This is a genomic window from Streptosporangium fragile (assembly GCF_039534445.1).
GTDB classification, from domain to species: Bacteria; Actinomycetota; Actinomycetes; order Streptosporangiales; family Streptosporangiaceae; genus Streptosporangium; species Streptosporangium fragile.
On record NZ_BAAAVI010000043.1, the window covers coordinates 1 to 25,169 of the forward strand.

Here is a 25,169-nt window from a genome sequence, read left to right on the forward strand (position 1 = left end):
CGGCGTCCTTGCAGGCACGGGCGACACGGACGGCGATCTCCCCGCGGTTGGCGATCAGGACCTTCTGCACCGACGTGGTTCCCTTCAGTACGCGTGGACGAGGATGGCGGGCGGCCTCCCACGGAGTGTAAGCGGCCCCTGATCGCGCGGGCGCGGTGGGTCGGGGGCGCGTCTCACCTCCCGAGGTAGGCGCCGCCGTTGACGTGCACGACCTGCCCCGTTATATGACGGGCCCCCGGGGAGGCCAGGAAGCACACCGTCTCGGCCACGTCCTCGGGAGTGCCGGCCCGCCCGTTCCTGGTGCCCTCCACCCGGCGGCGTACACCCTCCTCGGTGAGGCGGCCCCGGAAGAACTCGGTGTCCAGGATCAGACCGGGGGAGACCACGTTGGCGGTGACGCCCCGCGGGCCCAGCTCGGCCGCGAGGTCGGCGGTCCACGCCTCCACCGCGGCCTTGGCCGCCCCGTACGACCCGGAGCCGGTGCCCCTGGCCGCGATCGAGCCGATCGTGATGATCCTGGCCTGCTCGGCCAGCCGCGGCGCCAGCGCGGTCGTCACCAGCACGGCCGAGAGCAGGTTGGCGTTGAGGTTGGCCCACCAGCCCTCGGCCACGTCCATGAGGTCGTCGCCGGAGGGCACGCGGTCCAGGTTGGTGTTGCCGCCCGCGTTGTTGACCAGGACGTCCACCCGGGCCGGGAGGAGGTCCAGCGCCTCGCCCACCGCGACCGGATTGGCCGCGTTGAACGGCACGTAGGAGACGCCCAGCCGCTCGGCCGCCTCCTTGAGCACATGTTCGCGCCGGCCGGTGATGGTCACCCGGTCGCCCTGCGCGGCGAACGCCGCCGCGACGGCGTAGCCGATCCCGGTGCCTCCGCCCGTCACCACGATCTCACGCACGTCTCACGACTCCCTGCATCACGAAAAATCAAGACAGAGAAGAACGTTAGCCGCTTCAGAAGGGCGGGAAGGTCCATAGCCGCTCGGTATAACCACGATCCACTGGTGATCCACCCGCCTATCGTGATTTCGTTTGGTGACCCCTCGACACCGATCCCGAAGGAGACTGGCATGAGCCAGAACTTGCTCGGCGGCAATCCCGCGGAAATGCAGCAGATGGCCACCCAGTTCACCCAGCAGGCGGACCAGGTAAGGGCCACCGTGGCCGCTCTCGACCGGGAGGCCGCAAAGGTCGGCACGGCCTGGACGGGCCCCGGCGCCCAGCGATTCAGCGAGGCCTGGCAGAACTACCGGGCGGCTTTCCAGCGCATGTCCGAGGAGCTCGCCGAGGCGTCCCGGGTCATCAACACCTACCGGGGCAATATCGAGTCCGCCACCCGATAGAAAACGGTCCGCCAAAATACCTGAAATGCCCCGGCCCGCAAGGGCCGGGGCATTTCCCGTACGCGGGCCTCATCCCCGTACCCCGGCCTCGGTGCCGGGCCGTCGTTCCCTCGGCCGCTCTCCCCGTGGATCACCCGGATCACCTCGCCCGGCGTCGCCCGGACGTCGCTCAGGCGACCGCGGTCTGGATGGGGGTCACCGAGCCCAGGGTGACGAGCAGGCCGCGGCCCGGAGGGCCGCCGACCGCGCCGCGAGGCAGGCGGACGTTGAACAGGTCGCCGTCGGCGGGGCTCTGGACCGACAGGAGCAGGCCGGTCCGGCCCTTGCGGGCCTCGGCGACGAAACCGCGGTAGGCGGTGGCCAGATCACCGGTGGTACCGCCGATGACCAGGCCGTGCTCGGCGTCCCTGCCGGTGCGCAGCACCTGCTCCAGCGCGGCGCCCAGCGGGGAGTCGGGAGAGACCAGCTCGGCGTCGTCGACGATCACCACGTAACGCTCGTGGCCCGCGACGGCCCCGTGCAGGTCGCCGTCCGCGTCCAGTACGGCCAGCACGCCGGGTGCGTCCACCAGGGTGCACAGCGGGCTGCGCCGGGGGGTGACGAGGACCGTCGGCGTGCCGTGCGACAGCAGCGAGTGGGTGGCGGTCAGCAGCGCCGTGGACCTGCCGGACCTGGACGGGCCGGCGACGACCGCGGCGGGGCCGTGGGCCAGCAGGTCGACGCCGAGCGGGGCCAGCGAGTCACCCCCGGCGCCGAGCAGTGCCCACAGCGGTGACGGCGGCTCGAAGGAGGGCACCAGGTCGAGGGCCTGGGCCGCGGTGATGCGCATCGGCAGCGCGTCCACCCGCAGCGGCGGGTCGGCGGTGAGCTCCGGCGCCGAGCGGGCCAGCGCCTGGAGCGCGCCCACCTGCGCCGGTCCGGAGGGGTCGTCGCAGAGCAGCGCGATCTGGCTCTCGGTCGTGCCGTGCTCGCCGACGGACAGCGCGCGCCCGGGGACGAGGGCGGCCGGCAGGTCCTTGACCGGCAGCCCGGCCAGCGCGTAGTCGGCGGGATCGGCCAGCCGCAGGATCAGCCGGTCGTCGAAGACCGTGGAGATCTGCCCGATCAGCGCCGACCTGTCGCCGGTCACCACCGCCCGCAGCCCGACCGCGGGGCCCTCCCGGAGCAGCTGCATCAGCGACTCGACGAGCCGCCCGTAGTCGTACGCCTCGAAGGCGGCGACGAACCCCTCCCAGCGGTCGAGCATCAGCACCAGCCACGGTAGCCGGGGCCCGTCCGCGGCGGCGCGCAGCTCGGCCAGCGAGGCGTACCCGGCCTCGGCGAGGAGCTGCTGGCGTCGCCCCACCTCGGCGCGGAGCCTGGCCAGCAGCCGCTCCACCCGGTCGAGCTGGTCACGGGTGACCACCGCCCCGCAGTGCGGCATCGCCACCAGCGGCAGCAGCGACCCCGAGCCGCAGTCGACCGCGTGCAGGTGGACGTCGTCGGGCGAGGCGCCGGCGGCGATCGCCCCCGCCAGCGTGCGCAGCGCGGTGGACCGTCCGCTCCGCGAGGCACCCGCGACGAGCAGGTGGCCGCCGTGGGCGAGGTCCAGCGCCAGCGCCTGCCGGTCCTGCGCCCATGGCAGGTCGGTGACCCCGAAGGCCAGCGGCGGCACCTCCTCGACCCCCGCCCGGTACGGGAGCGTCCCGCCGGGCGAGGCGGGCAGGACGACGAGGTCGTCCAGCGGGGGGAGCCAGGGGCTGGGCTGCTCGCGGATCCCGGCGACGCGGGCGGCCTCGGCCAGGGCGTCGGCGAGCAGGGACAGGTCGGTGACGTGGCCGCTCTCGGCGGCACCGCCGGGCGCCGCCGGCGGGTGCCCCAGCGCCCGCCAGCCGATCTCCGTCACCCGCACCCTGGAATCGCCGGAGGCGGCGGGTCCGCGCCCGCCGATCCTCGCGGTCTGCACGGCCGTGGCCGCGCCCGCGCCGGACTTCACATAGCAGCGGCCGGGGGTGGACTTGGCGATGTGGGCGGCGTCGGGGCGGCCGATGACGTCGGCCGACTCCGCGGCCTCGGTGACCCGCAGCGCGATCCGCAGGGAGGTGTTGGCCTGGATGTCGGCGGTCACCACGCCGCCGGGCCGCTGGGTGGCCAGGATGAGGTGGATGCCGAGCGAGCGGCCCCGCCGGGCGATGTCGACCAGCCCGGTCATGAAGTCGGGCAGCTCGCTGACCATGGCCGCGAACTCGTCGATGACCAGTACCAGCCGGGGCAGCGGGGGCGGCGGTTCGGCGCGCCCGCGCAGCGGTCTGGCCGGGGTCGCGCCGCCGGCGACGAGCAGGTCGCGGGAGGCGCGGGCCGTCCGGGTGTCACGGAGCTCGTGGTAGTCCTCGATGTCCTTGGCCCCGGCGGCGAGCAGCAGGCGCTCCCGGCGGCGGATCTCCGCGGCCAGCGAGGCCAGGGCCCGCTGGGTCAGGTGGCCGTCGAGGTCGCTGACCATGCCCACCGTGTGCGGCAGCCGCACGCACTCCTTGAACGCGGCTCCGCCCTTGTAGTCGATCAACACGAACGTCATCTCGTCCGGCCGGTTGGCCACCGCCAGCGAGCAGATGAGGGTCTGCAGCAGCTCCGACTTGCCCGCGCCCGTGGTGCCCGCGATGAGCGCGTGCGGCCCGTCCCTGCGCAGGTCGACGGAGAACGGCCCCTCCGGGCCGATTCCCACCACGGCCTCGGTCGACCGTCCCCAGCGCTCGGCCAGGGCCGCGCCCGAGGGCGAGGGCAGGTCCAGCAGGTCGAGCAGGCGGGCGGCCCCGGGCAGGGCCTGCGCGGCGTCGGCGCGGCTGACGTCGCGGATCGGCGCCATGGCGCGGGCCAGCCGGTCGCACCAGGAGACCGACACCTGGTCGGCCAGGATCTCGCCGAGGCCGTCCAGGCCGCCGCCGCGCAGCCGGACGGTGCCGTCCGGCGCCACGTCGGCGACCGTCGCGCACTCCTCGGGCAGCAGCCGCTGGTCACCGTCGACCGCCAGGGTGTGGACGCCCGCCCGCGGGCCCTGCCGCAGCACCTGCGGCATGCCGGGCAGGGCGCGCAGGGCCTGCGCGCCGTCCAGGACGACCAGCACGTCGTAGGGGCGCTCGTCGTAGACGGGTGCGGCGTACGGCTGGTCGGCCCCGCCCAGGTCGCCCCAGCTGGTCGGGATCCGGACCGGCGCGGCCGCCGGGCCTGCGGCGTCGTCGCCGAGGCGCTCGTCGATCAGCGCGGCCAGCTCGCTCACCCGCCGGGCCGCGGCCTCCGGGTCGGCGCCGACCAGGGCCACGCAGTCTTCGCCGCCGCGCGGGGCGCAGTGGGGCAGCCAGCGGACCCAGTTCCACCGCTCCTCGCCGTCGCCGTGCGCGGACAGTACGACGATCGCCAGGTCACGCGGGCTGTGCAGGGTCGCGGCCTGGCCGACCAGCCAGCGCGCCAGCCCGGTCGCCGCCTCGCGGGGCCCGGTCAGGCCGGCCACTCCCAGGCGGCGCATGGCCAGCGCCACCGGGACCGCGTGACAGGTGGGCGGGGCGGGCAGCGGGGTGTCGAGTGGCGCGGAGCGCTCGGGGGTGAACTCCAGGTCGGCGGGGAGGTCGGCCAGGCCCACCCGGAGCCGGAGCGCGTCCGGGTCGTGACCGCGCCGCTCCCAGAGCCGCCGCCGGGGGCCGGTCACGGTGAGCAGCACCTCCGCCGGGTCGGGCGCGGCGGCGCGGCGGGCGGCCTCGTCGTCGGCGCGGGCGCGCTCCACGGCGGCCTCGAAGGCCGCGAGCCGCTCCCGGTACTGCTTGACCTGCTGGCGGTACTGCTTGCGGCCGTGCCGCCGGTCGCTCCACCACTGGCCGATCATGATTATCGGCGTCATGAGCGCGAACAGCAGGAAGTACCAGGTCTTCAGGGCCCAGGCCATGCCCAGTCCGAGTACGGCGGGCAGGAACGCGGCCAGCAGCTGCAGCCGCATGGTCTCGGCCCGTCTGGGTTCGGCCGGGACCTCGAAGCGCCGCGCTCCGCCCGGGGGACGGAGCCTGGGCGGCCGGTTGTAGGCCAGCCCCCCGTCGGGCTGGGCGTCCAGGTGCGCGTCGGGCGGCTCCGTGGCCTTGAGGGTCAGCACGGTCCCGCCGCAGGCCAGCAGGGCGTGCTCGGGCCAGGGCACCTGTTCCCGCAGGGGTGCGCCGTCCAGCAGCGGCGACGCCTCCGGCGCCGGCTCCACCGTGATGGCGTCGGGGGTGAGCCGCACCACGGCCGCCTCGGCGGGCAGCGCCGGGTCGGGGACGGCGACCGCGCAGGCGGGGTCGGAGCCGACGGTGTGGACGCCGAGGCTGAGACGGTGCACCGAACCGGCCGCGGGCCCGCCGATCACCCGTACCTCCACGATCCCGCCGGGCTCCTCGGCGAGTGTGGCCCCGGCCAGGGAGCGGTCGAGCGTGACGAGGTCGCCGTCGCGCAGCAGCCCCGCCGCGCGGGCGGAGGAGTCGAGGGGGCGGCCGTCCAGCCAGAGGGTGGGGGGCTTGGCGTCGGCGGAGGCGTGTCCCATCCCGTAGGGGGCCCTGCTGCGCGTCAGCCGCACCACGTTGCTCGGGCGCTCGCCGCCCTGTCCGGCGAGGGACTCCGCGAGCCGCCCCACCGTGGTCGTGTCGTCGCCCTCGACCACGACATCGCGGTCGGCGTGCTCGCTGAGCACGGTGAGCATGATCCGCATCGCCGCTCTCCTCGGGTCAGGCCCCCGGTCCACCGTACAGAGTGCGGGCGGCCCGGGAGAGGGGGTTCGCGGCAACGCGCGGACCGGGTGGGCGCGTGGTACGCGTACCGGGACGGGCGCCGCCGGCGGGCGCGGCGGGCGGACGCCGGGGGCGCGGGGCGGGTTCCCGGCCGGGTGCCGGAGGTGCACAGGCGGTGCCGGGGTCGGGTGCCGGAGGTGCACAGGCGGTGCCGGGGGTGGGCCGGCATCCGTACTGGTGTGTGGACTGGTATGTGGAAAACGTCCCGGCCTGTGGACAGCGGCCGGGTACTACTCACCGGTTATGCCGATCTATATGGGCATTCGGCGGTTCGGACGCTCCTGAGCGGTTGGGGCTCCGCCGGCCCGGGCTGTGGAAAACCTGTTCGGAGAGCCGGTGCGGCGAGCCCTCGTCCTGGCCTGCAGCTCGCCGGTCTTCTCCTCCAGCAACCCGGCGTACGCGTTGACCTCGGAGGTCACCTCGACCAGCCCGGTGGCGGCGCGGTGCAGTCCCACGACGACCCGTTCCGTCGCCGGCGCGGTCGTGATCCGCTCGACCCCGCGGCGGCGCAGGCGCTCGACCACGGAGAGAAGAAGGAGCCTGATACGTCCTTTACCTGGCGCTTGACGTTCTGACGACTTGGCCATATCGCCAGCATGGCACATTTTGAACAGGTTCAGGGTTAAGGAGGATGCACATCCGGGCTGTGGCGGGGTGAAGCGATGATGACTTAACGCTGGATTCATGAGTGAAAATAGTGGGGCGGTTGTTACGAGCGATAATCGCTGTCCATATCATCCGGATAAGCCTCCTGTCATCTAGCCAAAACGACATGTTCTTCTATGAGGGCGTTGACAGACGTGTTCCTATCAAACGAGCATGGGTCCTGGCTTTTGCCCGGCAGTCGGTCGGCATGGTGCGCATAATGGCGTAAATTCGACCAGTAGTCCCCATATTTATGATCACTCTGGGAGTCCCCCTGCCCATGAGGACCAGTGAGAAGCCAACGGGCCGCGTCCCGGTGAACGCCGAGCGGCAGACGTCGGCGGCCGCCCTGTCCGGACCCGCGTCGCGCAAACTCCCCGTGCCCCCGCGCGAGCGCAAGCCCGCCCTCGCGGCCCTCGCCGTCCTGCTGATCCTGGGCGGTGCCCTGGCCACCACCCTGCTGGTCCTGCGCAGCGGCGACCGTGTCTCGGCGATCGCCATCTCCCAGCAGGTCGGCGCCGGGCAGCGCTTCACCGAGGCGGTGATGAAGGAGGTCCAGATCGCCGACACCGGCATCGGCTACGTCGCGTGGGCCGACCGCGCCCGCGTCGCGGAGAACTACGCCCGCGTCACCCTCATCCCGGGAACGCTCCTGACCCGCGACATGGTGGTCTCCGCCAGCCGGGAGCTCGGTCCCGGCAAGGCGCAGGTGGGCCTCGCGCTCAAGCCCGGTCAGTCGCCGGGCACCCTGGAACGGGGAGACCGGGTCCAGGTGATCTACGTGCCGAGCAAGGGCGGCTCCACGAACGAGGAGAGCCGCGTGCTGGCACAGAGCGCGCTGGTCCACCAGGTGGGGGCGCCGGGCCGCAGCGGGTCGGGCGGCCTGGTCACCGTGATCGTGGACAGCTCCGTCTCACCGACGATCGTCGCCTACGCCTCCAGCGGCGAGATCGCCCTGGCCGAACTGCCGGGAGCCCGCTGACGTGGCGCTCATCGTGCTGGCCGCCGACAAGGGCGCGCCGGGCGTGACCACGGCGGCCACCGCGCTCGGCGCGATCTGGCCGCGCCCGGTGCTGCTCGCCGAGTGCGACCCGGCCGGCGGCGACCTCGCCTACCGGCTGCCCGCCGCCGACGGGAGCGTGCTCAACCCCGCCAGGGGCCTGCTCACCCTGGGCGCCACCGCCCGCAGGGGCCTGCACCCCGAGCAGATCTACGAGCACACGCAGAAGATCGTCGGCGGGCTGGACGTGCTGGCCGGCCTGACCCACGGCGAGCAGGCGGCCGGGCTGACCTGGCTGTGGGGCCCGCTCGGCCGCGCGCTGGCCGCGCTGCCCGAGGCCGACGTGCTGGCCGACTGCGGCCGTCTCGGCGGCCACCCGCAGACCGCCGAGCTGATCGCCGAGGCCGCGCTGGTGGTGCTGTTCACCAGGGCCAGCCTCGACCACGTCGCCCACCTGCGCGAGCGCCTGCAGGTGATGCCACGCGACGCGCAGGTCGGGGTGGTGGTGATCGCCGACCCCCGGCAGTACCGCACGACGATCGACGAGGTGCGCCGGATCGTCGCCGCCACCGGCAGGAACGTCGCCTTCGTCAGCGGTCTCGCGCACGACCCCAAGGGCGCCGAGCTGCTCCGCGGCCAGTGGGGCGGGCGTCTGGACCGCTCCCTGCTGATCCGCACCGCCCGGGAGCTCGCCGGACGCCTCGCCGCCCAGATCCACGCCCCGGAGCCGGTCCGTTGAGCGCGGGTCTGGGCGCCGGCCCGGCGGGGGCGGGGCCGGGGGCGGGTCCAGGGGCGGATCCGGCGGGTCCGCGTCCCGAGCCGTGCGTACCGTGCGCCCTCCCCGGATCGCCGCGGCGGGACGGCGTGCCCGGCCCGCGTCCCGAGCCGTCGAGCGGAGGGTGGCGATGACCGTCGACCACGCGCTGGTGAAGCGCTTCCGGCAGGAGGTGGGCGACAGGCTCGCCCACCAGCGCCGCCTGGACCAGGCCAGCGGCCTGCCACCGATGACCGGCGAGGACGAGCGGCAGTTCGCCCGCGCGCTGATCGCCCAGGTGCTGGAGGAGTTCGCCCGCGGCGAGATCGGCGTCGGCCGGACCCCTCCCACGGCCGAGGAGGAGGAGGCCCTCGCCGCCGGCATCCACGCGGCGCTGTTCGGCGTGGGCCGCCTGCAGCCGCTCCTCGACGACCCCGAGGTCGAGAACATCGACATCAACGGCTGCGACCGCGTCTTCGTCAGCTACGCCGACGGCCGGGAGGTCATGGGCGAGCCGGTCGCCGACTCCGACGAGGAGCTGGTCGAGCTGATCCAGATCCTCGCCGCCTACAGCGGCCTGTCCAGCAGGCCGTTCGACACCGCGAACCCCCAGCTCGACCTGCGCCTCCCCGACGGCTCCCGGCTGTCGGCGGTGATGGACGTGACGGTCCGCCCGGCGGTGTCGATCCGCCGTTCCCGGCTGGGCAAGGTGTTCCTCAGCGACCTCGTGGGAAACGGCACGCTCACCCCGGAGCTGGGGCGTTTCCTCTCGGCCGCGGTGGCGGCCCGGAAGAACATCATGATCTCCGGCTCCACCAACGCCGGGAAGACCACGCTGCTGCGCGCCCTGGCCAACGAGATCCCGCCGTCCGAGCGGCTCATCACCGTCGAGCGCGCCCTGGAACTCGGGCTCGACCAGTTCCCCGAGCTCCATCCCAACGTGGTCGCCTTCGAGCAGAGGCTGCCCAACTCCGAGGGCCAGGGCGAGATCTCCATGGCGGAGCTGGTCCGCCGTTCGCTGCGCATGAACCCGTCCCGGGTGATCGTCGGAGAGGTCCTCGGCGACGAGATCGTCACCATGCTCAACGCGATGACCCAGGGCAACGACGGCTCGCTGTCCACGATCCACGCCAACTCCTCGATGGAGGTCTTCAACCGCATCGCCACCTACGCGCTCCAGGCCACCGAGCGCCTGCCGATCGACGCCACCCACATGCTCATCGCGGGTGCGATCGACTTCGTGGTCTTCGTCGAGAAGCGCAACGACTACGCGGTGGGCGGCACGCTGCGCCGCTTCGTGTCGAGCGTGCGCGAGGTGGCCGGGGTCGACGGCCGGGTGCTCTCCTCCGAGGTGTTCGCCACGTCGCCCGACGGCAGGGTCCTGCCGCACGCCCCGCTGTCCTGCCTGGCGGAGCTGGCCCGCCACGGCTACGACCCCGGGGGCTGGGCATGATCTCCATCCCGCCGGGTCTGTTCGACCCCCTGGTGCTGCTCTCCGGCATGGCCGTCGGCGCCGGGCTGTTCCTGCTCTTCGTCGCCGTGTACGGGGTGCGCCCCCGGCCGGCCGCTCCGGGGCGGGCGGCAGGCCGGCGCGAGTTGCTCCGCGCCCTGTCCACCCGGTCCGCGGTGGGGGCGATCGCCGGAGTGGGCGTGCTCGTGGTGACCGGCTGGCCCGTCATGGCGGTGGGCGCCGTGCTCCTCTCCCTGGGCTGGCGGGGCCTGGCCGGTGGCGCCGCCGAGGAGCGCGCGGCCATGCGGCGGCTGGAGGGCCTGGCCGCCTGGACCGAGTCGCTCCGCGACACCATCGCCGGGGCGTCGGGCCTGGAGCAGGCGATCCCGGCGTCGATCCGGGCCGCCGCTCCCACGCTCCGCCCGCACCTGCGGGCCCTGGTCGACCGCCTGCACACCCGGATGGCCCTGCCCGACGCGCTCCGGCGCTTCGCCGACGAGCTCGACGACCCCTCGGCCGACCTGGTCGTGGCCGCGCTGATCCTCAACTCCAAGCTGCGCGGCCCCGGCTTGCGCGACGTGCTCGGCGCGCTGGCGGTGTCGGCGCGCGAGGAGCTCGACATGCGCCGCAGGGTCGAGGCCGAGCGCCGCGCCACCCGCCGCAGCGTGCAGATCGTGGTCGGCACGGCCGTCGCCTTCGCCGTCGCGCTGGTCGTGTTCAACCCCTCCTACGTCGCCGAGTACGACGACGCGCTCGGCCAGGCCGTGCTCGTGGTGGTCGCCGGGCTCTTCGGCGCCGGGTTCGCCTGGATGCGCCGCCTGGCCCGTTTCGACAAACCCGCCCGTCTGCTGGGCCTGCCCTCGGGAAGTGAGGCGCGCGATGACTGAGGCGCTGCTCGCGGGATCGGTGCTCGGGCTGGGCCTGTTCCTGCTCGTACGGGCGCTGTTCCCGGCCCGTCCCGGCCTGGTGACGCGCCTGCTGGCGCTCGACGCCGCCAGGGAGGGCACCGACGCGCCCCGCGCGCGGCTCGTCCTGCCCGACGAGGAGGTCAGCGCCTTCCGGCGCGGCCTGGGCGAGCGGATGGCCCGCTTCTACGAGGCCCGCGGCTGGGAGGTCCGCTCCGCCAAGGCCGATCTCGCGCTGCTCGGCAAGTCCTTCGAGGGCTTCCTGGCGACCAAGGTGCTGCTGGCGGTCTCGGGGCTGCTGGCCTTCCCGCTGCTGGCCGGCTGGCTGGTGCTGATGGGGTGGGGCCTGTCCCTCACCGTCCCGCTGTGGGCGGCGCTCGCCGTGGCCGGGATCTTCTTCTTCCTGCCCGACGTGCAGATCAAACGGGACGCCGCCCGGATGCGCCGCGACTTCCGGCACGTCGTCGGGTCGTTCCTCGACCTGGTCGCGATGAACCTGGCCGGCGGGCGCGGCGTGCCCGAGGCGTTGATGATGGCCGTCTCGGTGGGCGGCACGGGCTCCGACGGCGAGGAATCCAACTGGGCCATGTCCCGCATCCGCGAGGCGCTGGGCAACGCCAGGATCGTCGGCATCACCCCCTGGCAGGCCCTCGGGCAGCTCGGAGACGAGATCAACGTCGACGAGCTGCGTGACCTGTCCGCCGCGCTCGGCCTGGTGGCCGACGACGGCGCCAAGGTCCGCTCGTCCCTGACCGCCCGCGCCGCGACCATGCGACGGCGCGAGCTGGCGGAGGTCGAGGGGCAGGCGGGCGAGCGGTCCCAGTCGATGCTCGTCGCCCAGCTCCTGCTCTGCGCGGGCTTTGTGATCTTCCTGAGTTTCCCGGCCGCTATGAAGATGATGGGGTCCTGACCATGCTGAGCCATCCGTGGATCGTCTACGCGATCACCCTTCTGAGCGTGCGGATCGACAGGGCGCGCAACGCCCCCACCCGGGGCGCCTCCGCCGTGGAGTGGGTGATCATCACGGCCATCATCGCCGGGGTGGCGCTCGGCCTCGCCACGCTCATCAGGAACCTCGTCGAGGGCAAGCAGGCGGAGATCTCCAACCAGTTCGGCGGGGGCGGGGGAGGCGACGGTGGCGGCGACCAGTGACCGGGAGCGTGCCCGGGACCGGGACCGGGACCGGGGCGCCACCGCGGTCGAGCTGGCGATCATCATGCCGATCGTGCTGGCCGTCGCCATGCTCGTCGTCCAGGCGGCCCTGTGGTTCCACGGGCGGCAGGTCGCCGACGCCGCCGCCCGGGAGGGCGCCCGGCTGGCCAGGGTCGACACCGAGTCCTGGCGGGAGGACGCCGAGTCCCGAGCCCAGGAGATCCTGCGCGCCATCGGCCCGCGGATCCTCGACGGCGCAACGGTCGAGGCCTGGGAGCAGGGAGACCGGCGCGGCGTGGAGATCACGGCCTCGGCCGTCCAAGTCGTCCCGCTGCTCCCGTCGACCACGTTCAGCGTCACCGCCCGCTTCGGCGGTCCCATCGAGTGTTTCCGCCCCGACGACGGGAGTGAAGGGTGCGAGTGATCTCCCCGCCCCGCGCCCGCCGCGTACGCCGGCTGCCGGGTCCCGAACGTGGGTTCCCACACGCCGAGCCGGGGCCATCGGATCCCGGGGGCCGGTCTCCGCATGCCGGGTGCGGGCCGTCGGGTCCCGGGCACCGGTCACCGGGCGGCAGGCACCTGCCGGTGAGCCGCGAACGCGGGTCGCTGAGCGCCGAGACGGTGCTCCTGGCCCCGGTCTTCCTGCTCTTCCTGCTCTTCCTGGTGGGCGCGGGCCGGGTGGTGGAGGCCCAGGGCGAGGTCAACGGCGCGGCCAGGGACGCGGCCAGGGCCGCCTCCGTCGAGCGGACGATGTCCGACGCCGAGACCGCCGCGGGCGAGGCCGCGCGGGACGCGCTCTCGGGCCAGTGCGAGCCCCAGGTCAGCCTGGCGGGCTCCTCCTGGCAGGAGGGCGGCCGGGTCCGGGCCGAGGTGACCTGCTCCCTCGACCTGGCGTTCCTGGGCTTCGGCGCCGCCAAGGAGATGCGGGGCGACTCGGTGGTCCCGCTGGAGCAGTTCCGGAGGGTCGAATGACCCGCGCCGGGCCGTCCGGAGCAGTTCCGGAGGGTCGGACGAACCGCGCCGGGCCGCCCGGCGAGCGGGGGTCGATGTCGATCTTCACGGTGCTCTTCTCAGTGGTGGTCTTCCTGCTGGCCGGGCTCCTGGTGGACGGCGGAGCCGCCATCAACGCCCGGCTACGGGCCGCCGACGTCGCCGAGCAGGCGGCCAGGGCCGCCGCCGACCAGATCGACGTCGAGCACCTGCGCGCCACCGGCCAGGCCCGGCTGCTGGGAGAGAGCGAGGTCTGCGCGAAGGCCGAGGAGATCGTCTCCGCCCACGGCTCCGACGACGTCCGGCTGGGCGAGTGCACGCTCGGCGGTGGCGAGGCCGAGGTCTCCGTGAGCGTCTCCGTCACCTGGGAGGCGTTCTTCCTCGCGGCCTTCGGCTTCCCCGGGGAGGAGATGGAGGCCACGGCCGCCGCCGGGCCCGACCTCGGAGCGGATGCGGAGCCGGGCGGCGGAGCAGACCAATGACCGTGAATCACTGGCCCGCCGGATGACCGGCGGCGAACCTGGACGGGGAGGGAGACGAATGCCCACGCGACAGCCCGCGCGCATCGGGCCCAGGCGCACCCCGGGCGACCTGCTCGCGGGGGTCTGCGCGCTGGCCGCCCTGATCGCGCTCGTCGCGGGGGTCCCCTACGCCCTGTTCCGGCTGGCCGGGCCCCCGCTCTCGCCCGAGCTGCTCGACCTCGACCTGCTGACCAGCCAGGTGGGCACGAGCACGATCGTCGCGATCCTCGTGCTGCTGGTCTGGGTCGCGTGGTTCCAGTTCGCGGTCTGCGTGATCGTCGAGGTCTACGGCGGGCTGCGCCGGGTCGGCATGCCCGCGCGGGTCCCGCTCTCCGGCGGCACGCAGATGCTCGCCAACCGGCTGGTCTCGGCGGCCCTGCTGCTGTTCACCGTGTCGGCGGTGGCCCTGCCCGTCGCCAAGCTGACCGGCCCGCCGCCCGCACCGCCCGTCGTCGCCGCGGCCGGGCTCCCCGCCGCGCCCTCCCCGGCCGCCGAGGAACGACCGTCGCTGGCGCCGGCGCAGAAGGCCAAGAAGGTCTACGTGGTGCAGCCGCCGCACGGCCGCCACCACGAGAGCCTGTGGGAGATCGCGGAGAAGTGTCTCGGCGACGGCCGCCGGTACCCGGAGATCTACCGGCTCAACCAGCACAAGGAGCAGCCCGACGGCAGTCGCCTGCACATGGCGGATCTGATCAGGCCCGGCTGGGTCCTGGACATGCCGGACGACGCGCGCAACGTGCACATCGTCCCCGCCTCCCAGCCGCGCGACGACACCCTCAGGGAGCACCGCGCCGCCCCCGCCGAGCTCGACGGCCGCACCCAGACCTTCACTCCCGGCCGGGCGGACCTTCCCGCGGAGCCCGGACCCGAGGTCTCCACCCCCCGCGACACCTCCGTCCTGCCCGGGGGAGGCTCCGGCGGATCGAGGGACACCACCAAACGCGACCCGTACACCCTGCCCGACTCCGGCCGTGCCGATCCCCGCGACCCGGCCCGGGTCACCGACCCCGGCCCCGCGGAGCGGCGCGATCCCGGCGCCGCCGACCCGGGGGCGCGCGCCGGCGATCCCGGGCAGGTGGTGGAGCCCGCGGCAGGGCAGGACCCGGGGCTGGGCATGCTCGACTACCTGGCCGGGGCCTCCCTGGCGGCGGCGGGGCTGCTGGCGGCGCTCGGGCGCAGGCGCAGGCAGCAGCTCTGGCGCCGGGCGTTCGGCCGCCGGATCACCCGGCCGAGGGACGACGCGGCCCAGGCCGAGCTCGCGCTGCGGCTCGGCGCCGACGCGCCGGGCAGCCGGATGCTCGACGTCGGGCTCCGGATGCTCGGCCGCTCCCTGGCGGCGGCGGACCGCGTCCCGCCCACGATCTACGCCGCGCACCTGTCGCCGCAGAGCCTCGACCTGTGGATCCACCCGCCCGATTCGGACGCTCCCGCGCCGTGGACCGCCCACGACGACGGCCAGGTGTGGCGGCTCCCGGCGCACGAGGGCCGGATGCTCGACGAGCGGGCGCTGGCCGACGCGCCCGCGCCGTACCCGGGCCTGGTCTCGCTGGGCTCCAGCGGTGAGGGCCGGGTGCTGGTCGACCTGGAGGCCGCCCACGGGCCGATCAGCCTCACCGGGCCGCAGACGACGGCCGCGCTCGCCGCGCTCGCCGTGGAACTGGCCACCAACCGCTGGTCGGACCGGATGCGCATCACGCTCGTCGGCTTCGGCGAGGAGCTGACCGCGATCGCCCCGGACCGGATCAGGTGCGTGAGCGGCCTGGCCGAGGTCCTGCCCGCGCTGGAGGCGGCGACCGCCGGCCGGGGGCACGGCGGCGAGGTGCTCACCGGCCGCGTCCACGGGCGCGCCGCCGACCCGGTCTGGACCCCGCACTACCTGCTCTCGGCCATCGTCCCCACCCCGGAGGAGGGCCGCCGCCTGGCGCTGCTCGCCCGGAAGGGCGTCCGGACGGCCACCGGGTACGTCATCGCGGGCGACGTCCCGCACGCCACCTGGAACTGGACGATCTCCGAGGGCGGCCGGGCCGCGATCGACGCGCTCGGCGTCGAGGTGGACGCGCAGCTGCTGCCCCGCCGTCAGTACCGGGCACTGATCGACCTGTTCCGGGCGACCGAGCGGTTCGAGGGTGAGCCGCTGCCCGACGAGCCGGAACCGGTCCCGGCGTCGCCCTCGGTCGAGGTGCGTGTCCTCGGCCCGATCGAGGTCGTCGGCCCGCCGCCCATGGAGGAGGGGCGGGCCGTGCTCGCCGTCGAACTCGTCGTCTACCTGGCCACGCACCCCGGTGGCGTCCACCCCGTGGTCCTCGGCGGCATCCTGTGGCCGCGGGGCGTGCAGGCGGTGGTCAGGGACGCCACGATCGCCAGGGTCGTCGCCTGGCTGGGCACGGACAGCCAGGGGCGGCCCAACCTCTACGCCGACTCCTCCGGCCGGCTCCGCCTCGGCCCGGAGGTGCGGACCGACTGGGCGGTCTTCCGGGACCGCGTCCGCCGCGCGTCCACCGACCCCGGCGCGTGCGCCGCGCTCCTGGAGGAGGCGCTGGGCCTGGTGCGGGGCCCGCTGCTCAACGGCCGCCCGCGCGGTCGCTACACCTGGCTGGCCGCCGACGATCTGGAGTACGACGTGACCGCGGCCGTCGCGGACGCCGCGCACCGGCTCTGCGAGCTGCGTCTCGCCGCCGGCGAGGCGGACCAGGCCGTGGCCGCGGCACGGGCCGGACTGCTGCTGGCCGCCGACGACGAGGGGCTCTGGCGCGACCTGCTGCGGGCCACGCACCTCACCGGCGACCCCGCCCGGCTCCACGCCGTGGTCGACGCCCTGCACCGCCGGGCCGCCTCGCATCCGTACGGCGGCGGAATGGCCCCGGAGACGGAGGCCCTGATCGACGAGCTGCTGCCCTCGTGGCGGATGCGCTCGGTCCCGTCGGCATGACGGCCGGGACCGCCCCGGTGGGCCCGGGGCGCAAGGCGGGTGCCACGGCCCCCCACGCGGGGGAGGCCATGCCCTCTCGCACGGAGGAAGTCACGGTTTCCCGGGCCGGGGGGATCACGCTTCCCCGCGCCGGGGAGGTGATGCCCCCTGCGGGGGAGGTCGCGGTCTCCCACGCGGGGGAGGGCGCCGTGGCGCGCGGTCGCGGGAGACCGGTCGCGGCGCCCCGCCCTTGGCGGAGGCGGCGAACCATGCCGGATGGCGCATACCGGTGGTTCGGGAGAGCAGGCGCTTCTAGCGTGATCGGTGTGCGTGCCGTGACCGCGCTGGCCCTGACCGTGGCCCTGCTGGCGGGCTGTGCCCCGTCGGCCACCCGGCCGTTCACCCCCGCCGACCTGCCCGCCGAGACCTCCTCCGGGGAGCCGGCGCCGCAGGCGGAGGCCACACCGCGGGTGGAGACGGTCCGGGTCGCGCCGGGGGTCCGGGTGGTGGTCGAGTGGCCCGCCGCGCCCGACGCCGACACGACCGCGATGATCGAGGTTTTCCGCGACCACTTCGCCGACTCCCTCAGGGCCGTCGTGAGCGGAGGCCGCGACACCGGCTATCTCAGAACGGTGCAGGACGAGGCGGGCCGGGACGCGTACTCGTGGGTGCGGGGGTTCCTCGACGCGGGCCGGTCGGTGCGCGGGACCATGCGGTTCTACGCGCTGAACGTCAGTTCGGTCACCGGGCCGGGTGCCCAGCTGGACGTATGTGTGGATCAGACCCGGCTGCGCCCGGTGGACCCGGCGACGGGTGAGGAGGTCCCCAGGCGGTCCTGGTGGGCGCGCGAACCCTACCTCCAGACGGCGGGCATGCGGCGAGCCGACGACGGGACCTGGCGGATCAAAGTGTTCCGCCACGCCCAGCTTCCCAGCGAACGCGCGAAGGGGTGTCTTCGATGATCATTAAAGTGGTCGTTGCGGGGCTGTTGCTGCTCGCTCCCGGGCTTGCCCCGGGCGACCCCGCGCCGCAGGGCGACTCCGGAGCCCGGGGAAAGGGTTTCCAGCACGGGAACACCAGGGGAGTCCGCCTGCAGAACTCAAAGATCATCATTACCGGGACCGGGCTCAGCGGCAAGAGCGACGGCTACCGGCTCAAGCGCCCGTGCTGGTACGAACCCGGGCGTGACGCCGCCGACATGCTGAGAACCCAGGAGTCGGTGCGCGACTGGTGGTTCCGCTTCACCGAGAACCCCACCGAGGAGAAGTACCAGGAGTTCCTCAAGCAGTTCAGGGACAAGATCGGTGAGGAGGGGCGCTGGTGGGCCCCCGCCTACAACTGGGCCGACCCCAACGGCCTGTCCTGCTGGATCGGGCTGGAGCCCTTCGTGTGGGTGCCGCCCGGCACGACCCCGCCCGGCGGGATCACCATCGCCGAGCTCGTCGAGATCGCCCGGGCCGCGCTGACCGTGCCCGAGCCGAAGATCGAGCTCAACCCGGACGCCAAGAGCTACGTCAACCTGCCGACCTGGGTCTGGCTGAGCGGCGTCGGGGAGACCACCCGGTCGGTGACCGCGACGCTTCCCGGGGTCATGAGCGCCACCGTGACCGCCACCCTGGAGGACATCGAGATCGACGCCGGCACCACCGCCGACCGGGCCGAGGTGAAGGAGGACTGCGGCCCCACCGGCAAACCGTACGCCAAGGGGGGCGAGTTCACCTGCGGCGTCCGCTACCTGCGCGCCTCGATCGACCAGCCACGCGATGTCTACGAGCTGACGGTCACCTCCGTCTGGCCCATCGAGGTCGAGGACGACGTGGTGCCCTTCGCCTACGACCCGGTCGAGGTCGGGGTCACCCGTGACGTGCCCGTGGGCGAGGTGCAGAGCACCGTCCGGAAGTCCGGCCGGTGAGCCGGTTCGGGGGTTCCGTGCCGTCGAACGCGGGATCGCCGAGGCGTTGACCGGGTGCTCGATCCCGGACGCGCCTCACGCGGGGTGGCGGGAACCCGAACCCGGCTCGCCGGGGCGGCGGGGTCACAGCGACTCGATCACCCGCACCAGCGGGACGAGCTCGGGCACCTCCACGGCTTCGGCGAGGGCCTCCTTGAGCACCTTGTCGTGCGTCGGCCTGGCTCGGGCGAGCAGGTCGCACCCGGCGGGGGTCACCTCGGTGTAGATGCCCCGGCGGTCGTCCTCGCACAGGTAGCGGGAGAGCAGGCCGCGCGTCTCCAGGCGCGTCACCAGCCGGGTCGTCGCGCTCTGGCTGAGCACCACCGCCCGGGAGAGCTGCTGCATCCGCATGTGCCAGCCGTCCTGGCGGGCCAGGGCGTCCAGCACGGTGAACTCGCTCACGCTCAGGTCGTGTTCCGCCTGGAGCGCGCGCTCCAGGCGGTCCTCGATGCGGGCGTGCAGCGCGGCCAGCGTGCGCCAGCCCTGGGCGCGGGCCTCCACGGCGTCGTCGGGAAGTGGCACGGCTCACCCTCCTCGTCTCCGGCGCGTCACGAGCGGACCGCGCGGTCGGGCAGCGGGCGTCGACGAATAATCCGCTTGTACAAATAATGTTGACGCTGGCTATATGGCCCACTGTATCCGAGGAGCCCTCGCTCGCTTCCCGCTTCGCGCCCACGGCCGGCGTTTCCGGGAGCGTCGCCGCCGTGCTCGTTCCCGGCGATGCGTCGTGTTCGCCGGCGGTGGCCTGCCGCGTTCGGCGCCGGTGGCCTGCCGTGTTCGCCGGCGGCGGTCCACCGTCCGAGCCGGAGCCGGGTGCCGGGGTCGGCTCCCACCTCCTGTCCCGGCTCCCATCCCCCTGTTCCGGCTCGGCCCCGGACGCGCCGGCTCGGGGCTCAGCCGATGGCCCGCTCGTGGGCGAGCAGCCACCGCTTGACCGGTGTGCCGTAGTAGTAGCCCCCCAGCCCGCCGCCGGCCGGCAGGATGCGGTGGCAGGGGACGAACGGCGCGATCAGGTTCTGCGCGCACGCGCCCCCGGCGGCCCGCGCCGCCGTCCTGGGCAGGCCCGCCCGCTCGGCGAGCTCGGCGTAACCGATCGTCACGCCCGCCGGCACCTCGCGCAGGGCGCGGAGCAGCCGCTGCCGTGTGGGCGTGCCCGGCTGCTCGACCGCGACGGCGTCGAGAGCCACGAGGTCACCGTCCAGGTAGTCGCGTACGGCCTGCGCCGGCTCGCCCAGGTCGTCCACCCGGGTCAGTCCTTCGGCCTGGAGCGCGGGTGAGAGCCGCGCGAACATCCGCTGCGGGTCGGCGGTGAAGCCTGCCGCGACGACGACGCCTTCCCGCGCGAGCAGTGCCAGCGGGCCGGCCGGGGTGGGCAGGACCTGTGCTTCGATCATTGGGAACTCCAGAGGTGCAGCGCGGCGTAGGCCCGCCAGGGGCGCCACCGCTCGATGTGGGTGTCGGGGATGCCCAGGCAGGCCATGGCCCGCCGCAGCCCGAGGTCCCCGGCGGGCCAGGCGTCCGGGTCGCGTAGCGCTCGCAGCGCCACGTAGCTGCCGGTCCACGGCCCGATGCCGGGGATCTCCAGCAGCCGGGCCACGGCCTCGGCCGGCTCCTGGGCCCCGTCCAGGTCGATCTCGCCGGCCGCCACCTTCGCGGCGAGCGCCTTCAGCGTGGCCACCCGCCGCCCGGTCAGCCCCAGCCCGCCGAGGTCGGCCTCGGCGAGTTCCGCGGCGGTCGGGAACAGGTGGGTCAGCCCCTCGCCGCCGGTGGGGCGCCCGGCGCGCGCCGCGACGCGGCCGAGGATCGTGCGGGCGCCCGCGACCGAGATCTGCTGGCCGATCACCGCGCGGACCGCCACCTCGAACCCGTCCCAGGCGCCGGGGACGCGCAGCCCGGGGCGGGCGGCGACGAGCGGGCCCAGCGAGGTCCCGCCCAGGGCCGCCGCGATGGCCTCGGGGTCGGCGTCCAGGTCGAGCAGGCGGCGGCAGCGGGCGACGATCCTGGCCAGCCGGCGGGTGTCGTCGACGTCCACGTCCAGCCGGACGTGGTCCGGCCCCGGGGTGAGGGTGATCGTGCCCCCGGGGACGGCCCGGCGGTAGGACACCCCGTCGACGTGCTCCAGCCCGGGAATCGCCCGCGCTCCGAGGAAACCCATGAGCGCCCCGGCGTCGTACGGCTCGCGCCGTTGTAGCCGCAGCGTCAGTGCGTTGCCGGTGATCCGGCCCTCGGCGGAGCTCCGCAGCTCGCCCGGGGTGAAGCCGTACGTCTCCTTCATGACCGCGTTGAACTGCCGCACGCTCCCGAAACCGGACGCGAACGCCACGTCGGTGATCGGCAGCCCGGTCTCGGTCAGCAGCTGCTTGGCCAGGAGCAGACGTTTGGTCCTGGCCACGGCCAGCGGTCCCACGCCGATCTCGGTGGTGAACAGGCGGTGCAGGTGCCGGTCGGTGATGTGCAGCCGTCCGGCCAGGCCCCGCACGCCACCGTCGTCCGCGACGCCCTCGTCGATCAGCCGGAGCGCCCGGCCGACGAGGTCGCCGCGGTGGTCCCAGCCGGGGCCACCCGGGCTCAGCTCCGGACGGCATCGCCTGCACGGGCGGAACCCGGCCGCCTCGGCGGAGGCCGCGTGGCGGTAGAACCGCACGTTGCGCGAGGCGGGCGTGCGCGCCGGGCAGATCGGCCGGCAGTAGATACGCGTGGAGGTGACCGCCGTGTAGAACCGCCCGTCGAAGCGGGCGTCCCTCGCGACCACCGCGCGGTAACAGGACTCGAAGTCGAGCTCTTTCACGGACACACTGACGACGCTATCCGCAGCGTGGAGGTCACGGCTGGCGGGAATCGGACATGGCCGTCGTGCGGGTCCGGGGGGTTGCGCGGTTCCCGGGCGGGGCGTGCAGGTTCCCGGGTGGGGCGTGCGGGTTCCCGGGTGGGGCGTGCGCCGGCCGGAGAAGCGCGGCGGCGGGCCTCACTTGGAGGAGATGCCGACGCCGATCTCGAACTCCCGGTAGACGCGGGCCCAGAACCCGTCGCGCAGCCAGACGCGGGCCTCGGGGTACGGGCGCAGGGAGTGGCCGAGTTCCTTCTCCGCCTCGATGAGCAGCTCGGTGTCGATGACCGTGGGCAGGATCGGGCCGGGGAGCAGGTCGCGGATGTTGTCGCGACCCCGGGTGAGGATCCACTTCTGGGCCACGTGCTCGCCGACCTCCTCGACGCGCGGGCGGCTCGGGCCCAGCTTCGTGACCTGGCCGGTGGGCAGCTTGGGCTTGGCGGGGGTGCGGCCGGCGAACACCTGGGCGGGGGAAGGGGTGATGGGGGCGGCCGGGACCGGGACGGGGGCGGGAGCGCGGCTGAAGAACGAGCGGAGGAAGTCGGCGCTGATGATCTCGACGGTGTCGGACTCCCAGACGAGGCGCTCGGCCTGGTTGGTGCCGTAGGGGGGCTCGACGCCCCACAGGTGGATGCGCACCCCGTAGGCCTGGGCGGCCTCGACGGCCGGGACCATGTCCTCGTCGCCGGCGAGCAGGATGGTGTCGCTCACCGCGTGGTGCCTGGCCAGCGCCTCCAGGTCGCTCCTGATCTGCGCGTCCACCCCCTTCTGCTGGCCGCGGGCGTTCAGGTTGCCCAGGCGGACCTTGACCCAGGGGAGCTGGGCGATGACCCGCTGGTCCACGGTCGGCACCCGGTCGCGGGCGGCGTCGTACCAGTAGATGCGCAGCAGCTCGCCGTGGATGCGCTCCTCGGCGCGCTTCTGCAGTGCCTGGATGAGCTCGTCGGCCGCGACGCGGTACTCCTTGCGCTCTTTTGCTCCCAGGAGGACCTCACCGGCGGCGGCGTACAGATACCCGACGTCGACCAGGACGGCGTATTTCGTACCAATGGGGTGGGACGTGAGGTCCGGGATGGTCATGTCGTCCTCCAGGCCTCGGAACTAGCTGATCGGCTGACTATATGCGCCCATTTCTTAGATGGTCCCAACTCTTGCGCAACTTGACACCCCGTTCTTGGGATCTATCTGGGCAACGCACTCGCTCTCCAGGCACCTTGTCCGGTCACAAGATGTTTTCGCATGCGATGCGAGGGATTACGCCAGTTCCCCGGCTCCTGCGGGGATTTTGCGGCGGCCGTGGTCCGGGCGGCCCGCGTCGAGAGAGCGATCACCACGGCGGCGATCTCCTCCGGCGTCGCGTCCCCTTTAATGATCTTCAAATGGCTCACAGCGGGATGTTCCCATGCTTCTTCGGGGGCAGGGAGGCGCGCTTGTTGCGCAGGGCACGCAAGGCCCTGATGATCTGGACCCGGGTGTCACGAGGAAGGATCACCGCGTCCACATACCCACGTTCGGCGGCAAGATACGGGTTGGCGAGAGTGTCTTCGTACTCGGTGACCAGCCGGGCCCGCTCGGTGTCCGGGTCGGCGGCCGCGGCCAGCTCCCGCCGGTAGAGAATGTTGACCGCGCCCTGCGCCCCCATCACCGCGATCTGCGCCGTCGGCCAGGCCAGGTTGATGTCGGCGCCCAGGTGCTTGGAGCCCATGACGTCGTAGGCCCCGCCGTACGCCTTGCGGGTGATGACCGTGACCAGCGGGACGGTCGCCTCGGCGTAGGCGTAGAGCAGCTTGGCGCCGCGCCGGATGATCCCGTTCCACTCCTGGTCGGTGCCCGGGAGGAACCCCGGGACGTCGACGAAGGTGAGCACCGGGATGTTGAAGGCGTCGCAGGTGCGGACGAACCGCGCGGCTTTCTCCGAGGCCGCGATGTCGAGCGTGCCCGCGAAGCTCATCGGCTGGTTGGCCACGATCCCGACGGAACGCCCTTCGACCCGCCCGAAACCCACGATGATGTTGGGGGCGAACTGCGCGTGCACCTCCAGGAACTCACCGTCGTCCAGGACGTGCTCGATGACCGTGTGCATGTCGTAGGGCTGGTTCGCCGAGTCCGGGATCAGCGTGTCGAGTTCGCGGTCCTCGTCGGTGGCCGACAGGATCGGGTCGGCGTCGAAGACCGGGGCCTCGTCCATGTTGTTGGACGGCAGATAGGACAGCAGCGCCCTGGCGAACTCCAGGCAGTCGGCCTCGTCGGAGGCCTCGTAGTGGGCGACGCCGGAGCGGGAGTTGTGCGTGTGGGCGCCGCCGAGCTCCTCGAACGTCACCTCCTCGCCGGTGACCGTCTTGATCACGTCGGGGCCGGTGATGAACATGTGCGACTTCTCCGACACCATGAGCACGAAGTCGGTCAGCGCGGGGGAGTAGACCGCGCCGCCCGCGCACGGGCCCATGATCAGCGAGATCTGCGGGATCACCCCGGAGGCGTGCACGTTCCGCTTGAAGATCTCGGCGTACAGACCGAGGGAGACGACGCCCTCCTGGATGCGAGCCCCACCGGAGTCGTTGATCCCGATCACCGGGCATCCGGTCTTCAGCGCGTGGTCCATGACCTTGACGATCTTCTCCCCGAAGACCTCGCCGAGCGACCCGCCGAACACCGTGAAGTCCTGGGCGAACACCGCCACCGGGCGGCCGTCGACCGTGCCGTGGCCGGTCACGACCCCGTCGCCGTACGGCCGCTCGCGGTCGAGGCCGAAGTTGGTGGACCGGTGCCTGGCCAGCTCGTCGAACTCCACGAAGCTGCCCTCGTCGAGGAACTCCAGCACCCGCTCCCGGGCGGTCATCTTGCCCTTGGCGTGCTGCTTCTCGACGGCGCGCGCCGAACCGGCGTGGGCGGCCTCCTCCAGGCGCCGCTCAAGGTCGGCCAGCTTCCCGGCCGTCGTGTGGATGTCAGGTTCGACGAACGCCGCCTCGGCGGCTCTGCGGGGCTCGCTCATCCCAGCAGGGTAACCGTTCCCTGACCGGTGAACTATCGGGGGTCACCGTTCGTTGTCGGTGCAGGATCGGCAGGCCGAGGGCACGGCGGACGCAGGAGGGCCGAAGACCATGACGGACGTGATCGAGGCGGTACGCACGCGGGGGCTGCTCAAGAGATTCGGGCGGCAGGTGGCCGTGGGCGGCGTCGACCTGATCGTGCCGCGCGGCAGTTTCGCCGGGCTGGTCGGTCCCAACGGCGCGGGCAAGACCACCACGCTGAGCATGGTCACCGGTCTCCTCCGCCCCGACGGCGGCGTGATCCACATCGGCGGCGCCGACGTCTGGCGTGACCAGGTGGCGGTCAAGAGCCGCATCGGTGTGCTCCCCGAGGGGCTGCGGCTGTTCGAGCGCCTGTCCGGCCGGGAGCTGCTCTCCTACAACGGCCAGCTCCGGGGCATCCCCAAGGCCGAGGTGGAGCAGCGGGCCGAGGAACTGCTGAGGATCATGGACCTGACCGAGTCGGCCGACAAGCTCGTCGTCGACTACTCCACCGGCATGCGCAAGAAGATCGGCCTGGCCGCCGCGCTGCTGCACAACCCCGCGGTGCTCTTCCTGGACGAGCCGTTCGAGGGCGTCGATCCGGTCAGCGCCAACACGCTGGTCGAGGTGCTCCGGCGCTACACCGCCTCCGGCTCGACCGTCGTCTTCTCCAGCCACGTCATGGAGCTCGTCGAGCGCCTGTGCGACTGGGTCTCGGTGATGAGCCGCGGCCGGATCGTCGCCCAGGGCCCGCTGGAGGAGGTCCGCGCGGGCCGCACCCTCAACGAGGCGTTCCTCGGCCTGGTCGGCGCCCACGGCGACGGCACGAGCGGGGAGGAGGGCCTGTCGTGGCTGGGCGCGACCTCGGCGTGAACGCGGAAGGCCGCCGGAGCGGCGACACGGCCGCGACAGGCCGGGAGAGCGCAGACGTGGG

Annotated in this window: 24 protein-coding genes; 14 read left to right on the plus strand and 10 right to left on the minus strand. The window is 73.6% G+C overall.

Annotation, left to right across the window (positions count from 1 at the left end; translation table 11 throughout):
- Both ABD841_RS40925 and ABD841_RS25710 read right to left on the minus strand, forming a co-directional pair.
- A partial coding sequence (locus ABD841_RS40925) for a biotin carboxylase N-terminal domain-containing protein (RefSeq protein WP_425582041.1) occupies positions 1-70 on the minus strand: 70 nt, incomplete at its 3' end.
- 103 nt (positions 71-173) lie between these two features.
- Positions 174-896 (minus strand): SDR family NAD(P)-dependent oxidoreductase, encoded by a 723-nt coding sequence (locus ABD841_RS25710; RefSeq protein ID WP_344976925.1) that lies wholly within the window; start codon positions 894-896, stop codon positions 174-176.
- Positions 897-1,067: 171 nt separating this feature from the next.
- Between ABD841_RS25710 and ABD841_RS25715 the strand changes: the two genes are divergently transcribed.
- Positions 1,068-1,340, plus strand: coding sequence for a WXG100 family type VII secretion target (locus tag ABD841_RS25715; protein WP_329090315.1), 273 nt, complete (start codon positions 1,068-1,070; stop codon positions 1,338-1,340).
- Between the two features lie 169 nt (positions 1,341-1,509).
- Here the strand turns inward: ABD841_RS25715 and ABD841_RS25720 are convergent, their stop codons facing one another.
- The gene (locus ABD841_RS25720; RefSeq protein ID WP_344976928.1) at positions 1,510-6,042 is read right to left on the minus strand and encodes a type VII secretion EssC family protein; all 4,533 of its coding nucleotides are present in this window, start codon (positions 6,040-6,042) and stop codon (positions 1,510-1,512) included.
- Between the two features lie 330 nt (positions 6,043-6,372).
- Entirely contained in the window at positions 6,373-6,645 is a 273-nt protein-coding gene (locus ABD841_RS25725; protein WP_344976931.1) for a hypothetical protein, read from the minus strand.
- A 401-nt stretch (positions 6,646-7,046) separates the two neighbouring features.
- Between ABD841_RS25725 and ABD841_RS25730 the strand changes: the two genes are divergently transcribed.
- The 12 genes from ABD841_RS25730 to ABD841_RS25785 all read left to right on the plus strand — a co-directional run bounded on the left by ABD841_RS25730 (position 7,047) and on the right by ABD841_RS25785 (position 18,358).
- Positions 7,047-7,748, plus strand: a complete 702-nt coding sequence (locus ABD841_RS25730) for a CpaB family protein (protein ID WP_344976934.1) — start codon at positions 7,047-7,049, stop codon at positions 7,746-7,748.
- 1 nt (position 7,749) lies between these two features.
- Positions 7,750-8,505 (plus strand): CpaE/TadZ family protein, encoded by a 756-nt coding sequence (locus ABD841_RS25735; RefSeq protein ID WP_344976936.1) that lies wholly within the window; start codon positions 7,750-7,752, stop codon positions 8,503-8,505.
- Between the two features lie 166 nt (positions 8,506-8,671).
- Complete coding sequence (locus tag ABD841_RS25740) at positions 8,672-9,973, plus strand: TadA family conjugal transfer-associated ATPase (RefSeq protein WP_344976939.1); 1,302 nt, start codon at positions 8,672-8,674, stop codon at positions 9,971-9,973.
- The gene (locus ABD841_RS25745) at positions 9,970-10,857 is read left to right on the plus strand and encodes a type II secretion system F family protein (protein ID WP_344976942.1); all 888 of its coding nucleotides are present in this window, start codon (positions 9,970-9,972) and stop codon (positions 10,855-10,857) included. Before ABD841_RS25740 ends, ABD841_RS25745 begins: the two co-directional genes overlap by 4 nt.
- Entirely contained in the window at positions 10,850-11,785 is a 936-nt protein-coding gene (locus ABD841_RS25750) for a type II secretion system protein (RefSeq protein ID WP_344976945.1), read from the plus strand. Before ABD841_RS25745 ends, ABD841_RS25750 begins: the two co-directional genes overlap by 8 nt.
- Positions 11,786-11,787: 2 nt before the next feature.
- The gene (locus ABD841_RS25755) at positions 11,788-12,027 is read left to right on the plus strand and encodes a hypothetical protein (RefSeq protein WP_344976948.1); all 240 of its coding nucleotides are present in this window, start codon (positions 11,788-11,790) and stop codon (positions 12,025-12,027) included.
- Positions 12,011-12,451 carry a TadE family protein gene (locus ABD841_RS25760; RefSeq protein WP_344976951.1) on the plus strand — a complete coding sequence of 147 codons (441 nt, stop codon included), beginning with the start codon at positions 12,011-12,013 and terminating at the stop codon, positions 12,449-12,451. The genes ABD841_RS25755 and ABD841_RS25760 overlap by 17 nt, the downstream gene beginning before the upstream one ends.
- 161 nt (positions 12,452-12,612) lie before the next feature.
- Complete coding sequence (locus ABD841_RS25765) at positions 12,613-12,999, plus strand: TadE/TadG family type IV pilus assembly protein (protein ID WP_344976954.1); 387 nt, start codon at positions 12,613-12,615, stop codon at positions 12,997-12,999.
- 74 nt (positions 13,000-13,073) lie between these two features.
- Entirely contained in the window at positions 13,074-13,499 is a 426-nt protein-coding gene (locus ABD841_RS25770; RefSeq protein WP_344976957.1) for a pilus assembly protein TadG-related protein, read from the plus strand.
- Between the two features lie 58 nt (positions 13,500-13,557).
- A complete protein-coding gene (locus ABD841_RS25775; RefSeq protein ID WP_344976960.1) occupies positions 13,558-16,467 on the plus strand; it encodes a BTAD domain-containing putative transcriptional regulator in 2,910 nt (969 codons plus the stop codon).
- A gap of 305 nt (positions 16,468-16,772) precedes the next feature.
- The gene (locus tag ABD841_RS25780) at positions 16,773-17,408 is read left to right on the plus strand and encodes a hypothetical protein (protein WP_344976963.1); all 636 of its coding nucleotides are present in this window, start codon (positions 16,773-16,775) and stop codon (positions 17,406-17,408) included.
- A complete protein-coding gene (locus ABD841_RS25785) occupies positions 17,405-18,358 on the plus strand; it encodes a hypothetical protein (protein WP_344976966.1) in 954 nt (317 codons plus the stop codon). The genes ABD841_RS25780 and ABD841_RS25785 overlap by 4 nt, the downstream gene beginning before the upstream one ends.
- A gap of 123 nt (positions 18,359-18,481) precedes the next feature.
- Here the strand turns inward: ABD841_RS25785 and ABD841_RS25790 are convergent, their stop codons facing one another.
- The 6 genes from ABD841_RS25790 to ABD841_RS25810 all read right to left on the minus strand — a co-directional run bounded on the left by ABD841_RS25790 (position 18,482) and on the right by ABD841_RS25810 (position 24,216).
- Positions 18,482-18,919: a MarR family winged helix-turn-helix transcriptional regulator gene (locus ABD841_RS25790; RefSeq protein WP_344976969.1), complete on the minus strand. Its 438-nt coding sequence runs from the start codon at positions 18,917-18,919 to the stop codon at positions 18,482-18,484.
- Between the two features lie 371 nt (positions 18,920-19,290).
- Positions 19,291-19,791: a methylated-DNA--[protein]-cysteine S-methyltransferase gene (locus tag ABD841_RS25795; RefSeq protein ID WP_344976972.1), complete on the minus strand. Its 501-nt coding sequence runs from the start codon at positions 19,789-19,791 to the stop codon at positions 19,291-19,293.
- Entirely contained in the window at positions 19,788-21,191 is a 1,404-nt protein-coding gene (locus ABD841_RS25800; RefSeq protein WP_344976975.1) for an AlkA N-terminal domain-containing protein, read from the minus strand. Before ABD841_RS25800 ends, ABD841_RS25795 begins: the two co-directional genes overlap by 4 nt.
- A gap of 171 nt (positions 21,192-21,362) precedes the next feature.
- Positions 21,363-22,304 carry an NYN domain-containing protein gene (locus ABD841_RS25805; RefSeq protein WP_344976978.1) on the minus strand — a complete coding sequence of 314 codons (942 nt, stop codon included), beginning with the start codon at positions 22,302-22,304 and terminating at the stop codon, positions 21,363-21,365.
- A gap of 101 nt (positions 22,305-22,405) precedes the next feature.
- On the minus strand, positions 22,406-22,612 hold the full coding sequence (locus tag ABD841_RS40930; protein ID WP_425582040.1) for an acyl-CoA carboxylase subunit epsilon: 207 nt from the start codon (positions 22,610-22,612) through the stop codon (positions 22,406-22,408).
- Complete coding sequence (locus ABD841_RS25810; protein WP_344976981.1) at positions 22,609-24,216, minus strand: acyl-CoA carboxylase subunit beta; 1,608 nt, start codon at positions 24,214-24,216, stop codon at positions 22,609-22,611. Before ABD841_RS25810 ends, ABD841_RS40930 begins: the two co-directional genes overlap by 4 nt.
- 109 nt (positions 24,217-24,325) lie before the next feature.
- On the opposite strand from ABD841_RS25810, the gene ABD841_RS25815 reads away from it, so the two are divergent.
- Complete coding sequence (locus tag ABD841_RS25815) at positions 24,326-25,108, plus strand: ABC transporter ATP-binding protein (RefSeq protein ID WP_344976986.1); 783 nt, start codon at positions 24,326-24,328, stop codon at positions 25,106-25,108.
- Positions 25,109-25,169: the final 61 nt, after the last annotated feature.

Bases quoted from the DNA above. Each gene is read 5' to 3' on its own strand.
- ABD841_RS25715 (WP_329090315.1), top strand. From the start codon at position 1,068: ATGAGCCAGAACTTGCTCGGCGGCAATCCCGCGGAAATGCAGCAGATG.
- ABD841_RS25720 (WP_344976928.1), bottom strand. From the start codon at position 6,042: ATGCGGATCATGCTCACCGTGCTCAGCGAGCACGCCGACCGCGATGTC.
- ABD841_RS25730 (WP_344976934.1), top strand. From the start codon at position 7,047: ATGAGGACCAGTGAGAAGCCAACGGGCCGCGTCCCGGTGAACGCCGAG.
- ABD841_RS25740 (WP_344976939.1), top strand. From the start codon at position 8,672: ATGACCGTCGACCACGCGCTGGTGAAGCGCTTCCGGCAGGAGGTGGGC.
- ABD841_RS25745 (WP_344976942.1), top strand. From the start codon at position 9,970: ATGATCTCCATCCCGCCGGGTCTGTTCGACCCCCTGGTGCTGCTCTCC.
- ABD841_RS25750 (WP_344976945.1), top strand. From the start codon at position 10,850: ATGACTGAGGCGCTGCTCGCGGGATCGGTGCTCGGGCTGGGCCTGTTC.
- ABD841_RS25755 (WP_344976948.1), top strand. From the start codon at position 11,788: ATGCTGAGCCATCCGTGGATCGTCTACGCGATCACCCTTCTGAGCGTG.
- ABD841_RS25770 (WP_344976957.1), top strand. From the start codon at position 13,074: ATGTCGATCTTCACGGTGCTCTTCTCAGTGGTGGTCTTCCTGCTGGCC.
- ABD841_RS25775 (WP_344976960.1), top strand. From the start codon at position 13,558: ATGCCCACGCGACAGCCCGCGCGCATCGGGCCCAGGCGCACCCCGGGC.
- ABD841_RS25785 (WP_344976966.1), top strand. From the start codon at position 17,405: ATGATCATTAAAGTGGTCGTTGCGGGGCTGTTGCTGCTCGCTCCCGGG.
- ABD841_RS25795 (WP_344976972.1), bottom strand. From the start codon at position 19,791: ATGATCGAAGCACAGGTCCTGCCCACCCCGGCCGGCCCGCTGGCACTG.
- ABD841_RS25805 (WP_344976978.1), bottom strand. From the start codon at position 22,304: ATGACCATCCCGGACCTCACGTCCCACCCCATTGGTACGAAATACGCC.
- ABD841_RS25810 (WP_344976981.1), bottom strand. From the start codon at position 24,216: ATGAGCGAGCCCCGCAGAGCCGCCGAGGCGGCGTTCGTCGAACCTGAC.
- ABD841_RS25815 (WP_344976986.1), top strand. From the start codon at position 24,326: ATGACGGACGTGATCGAGGCGGTACGCACGCGGGGGCTGCTCAAGAGA.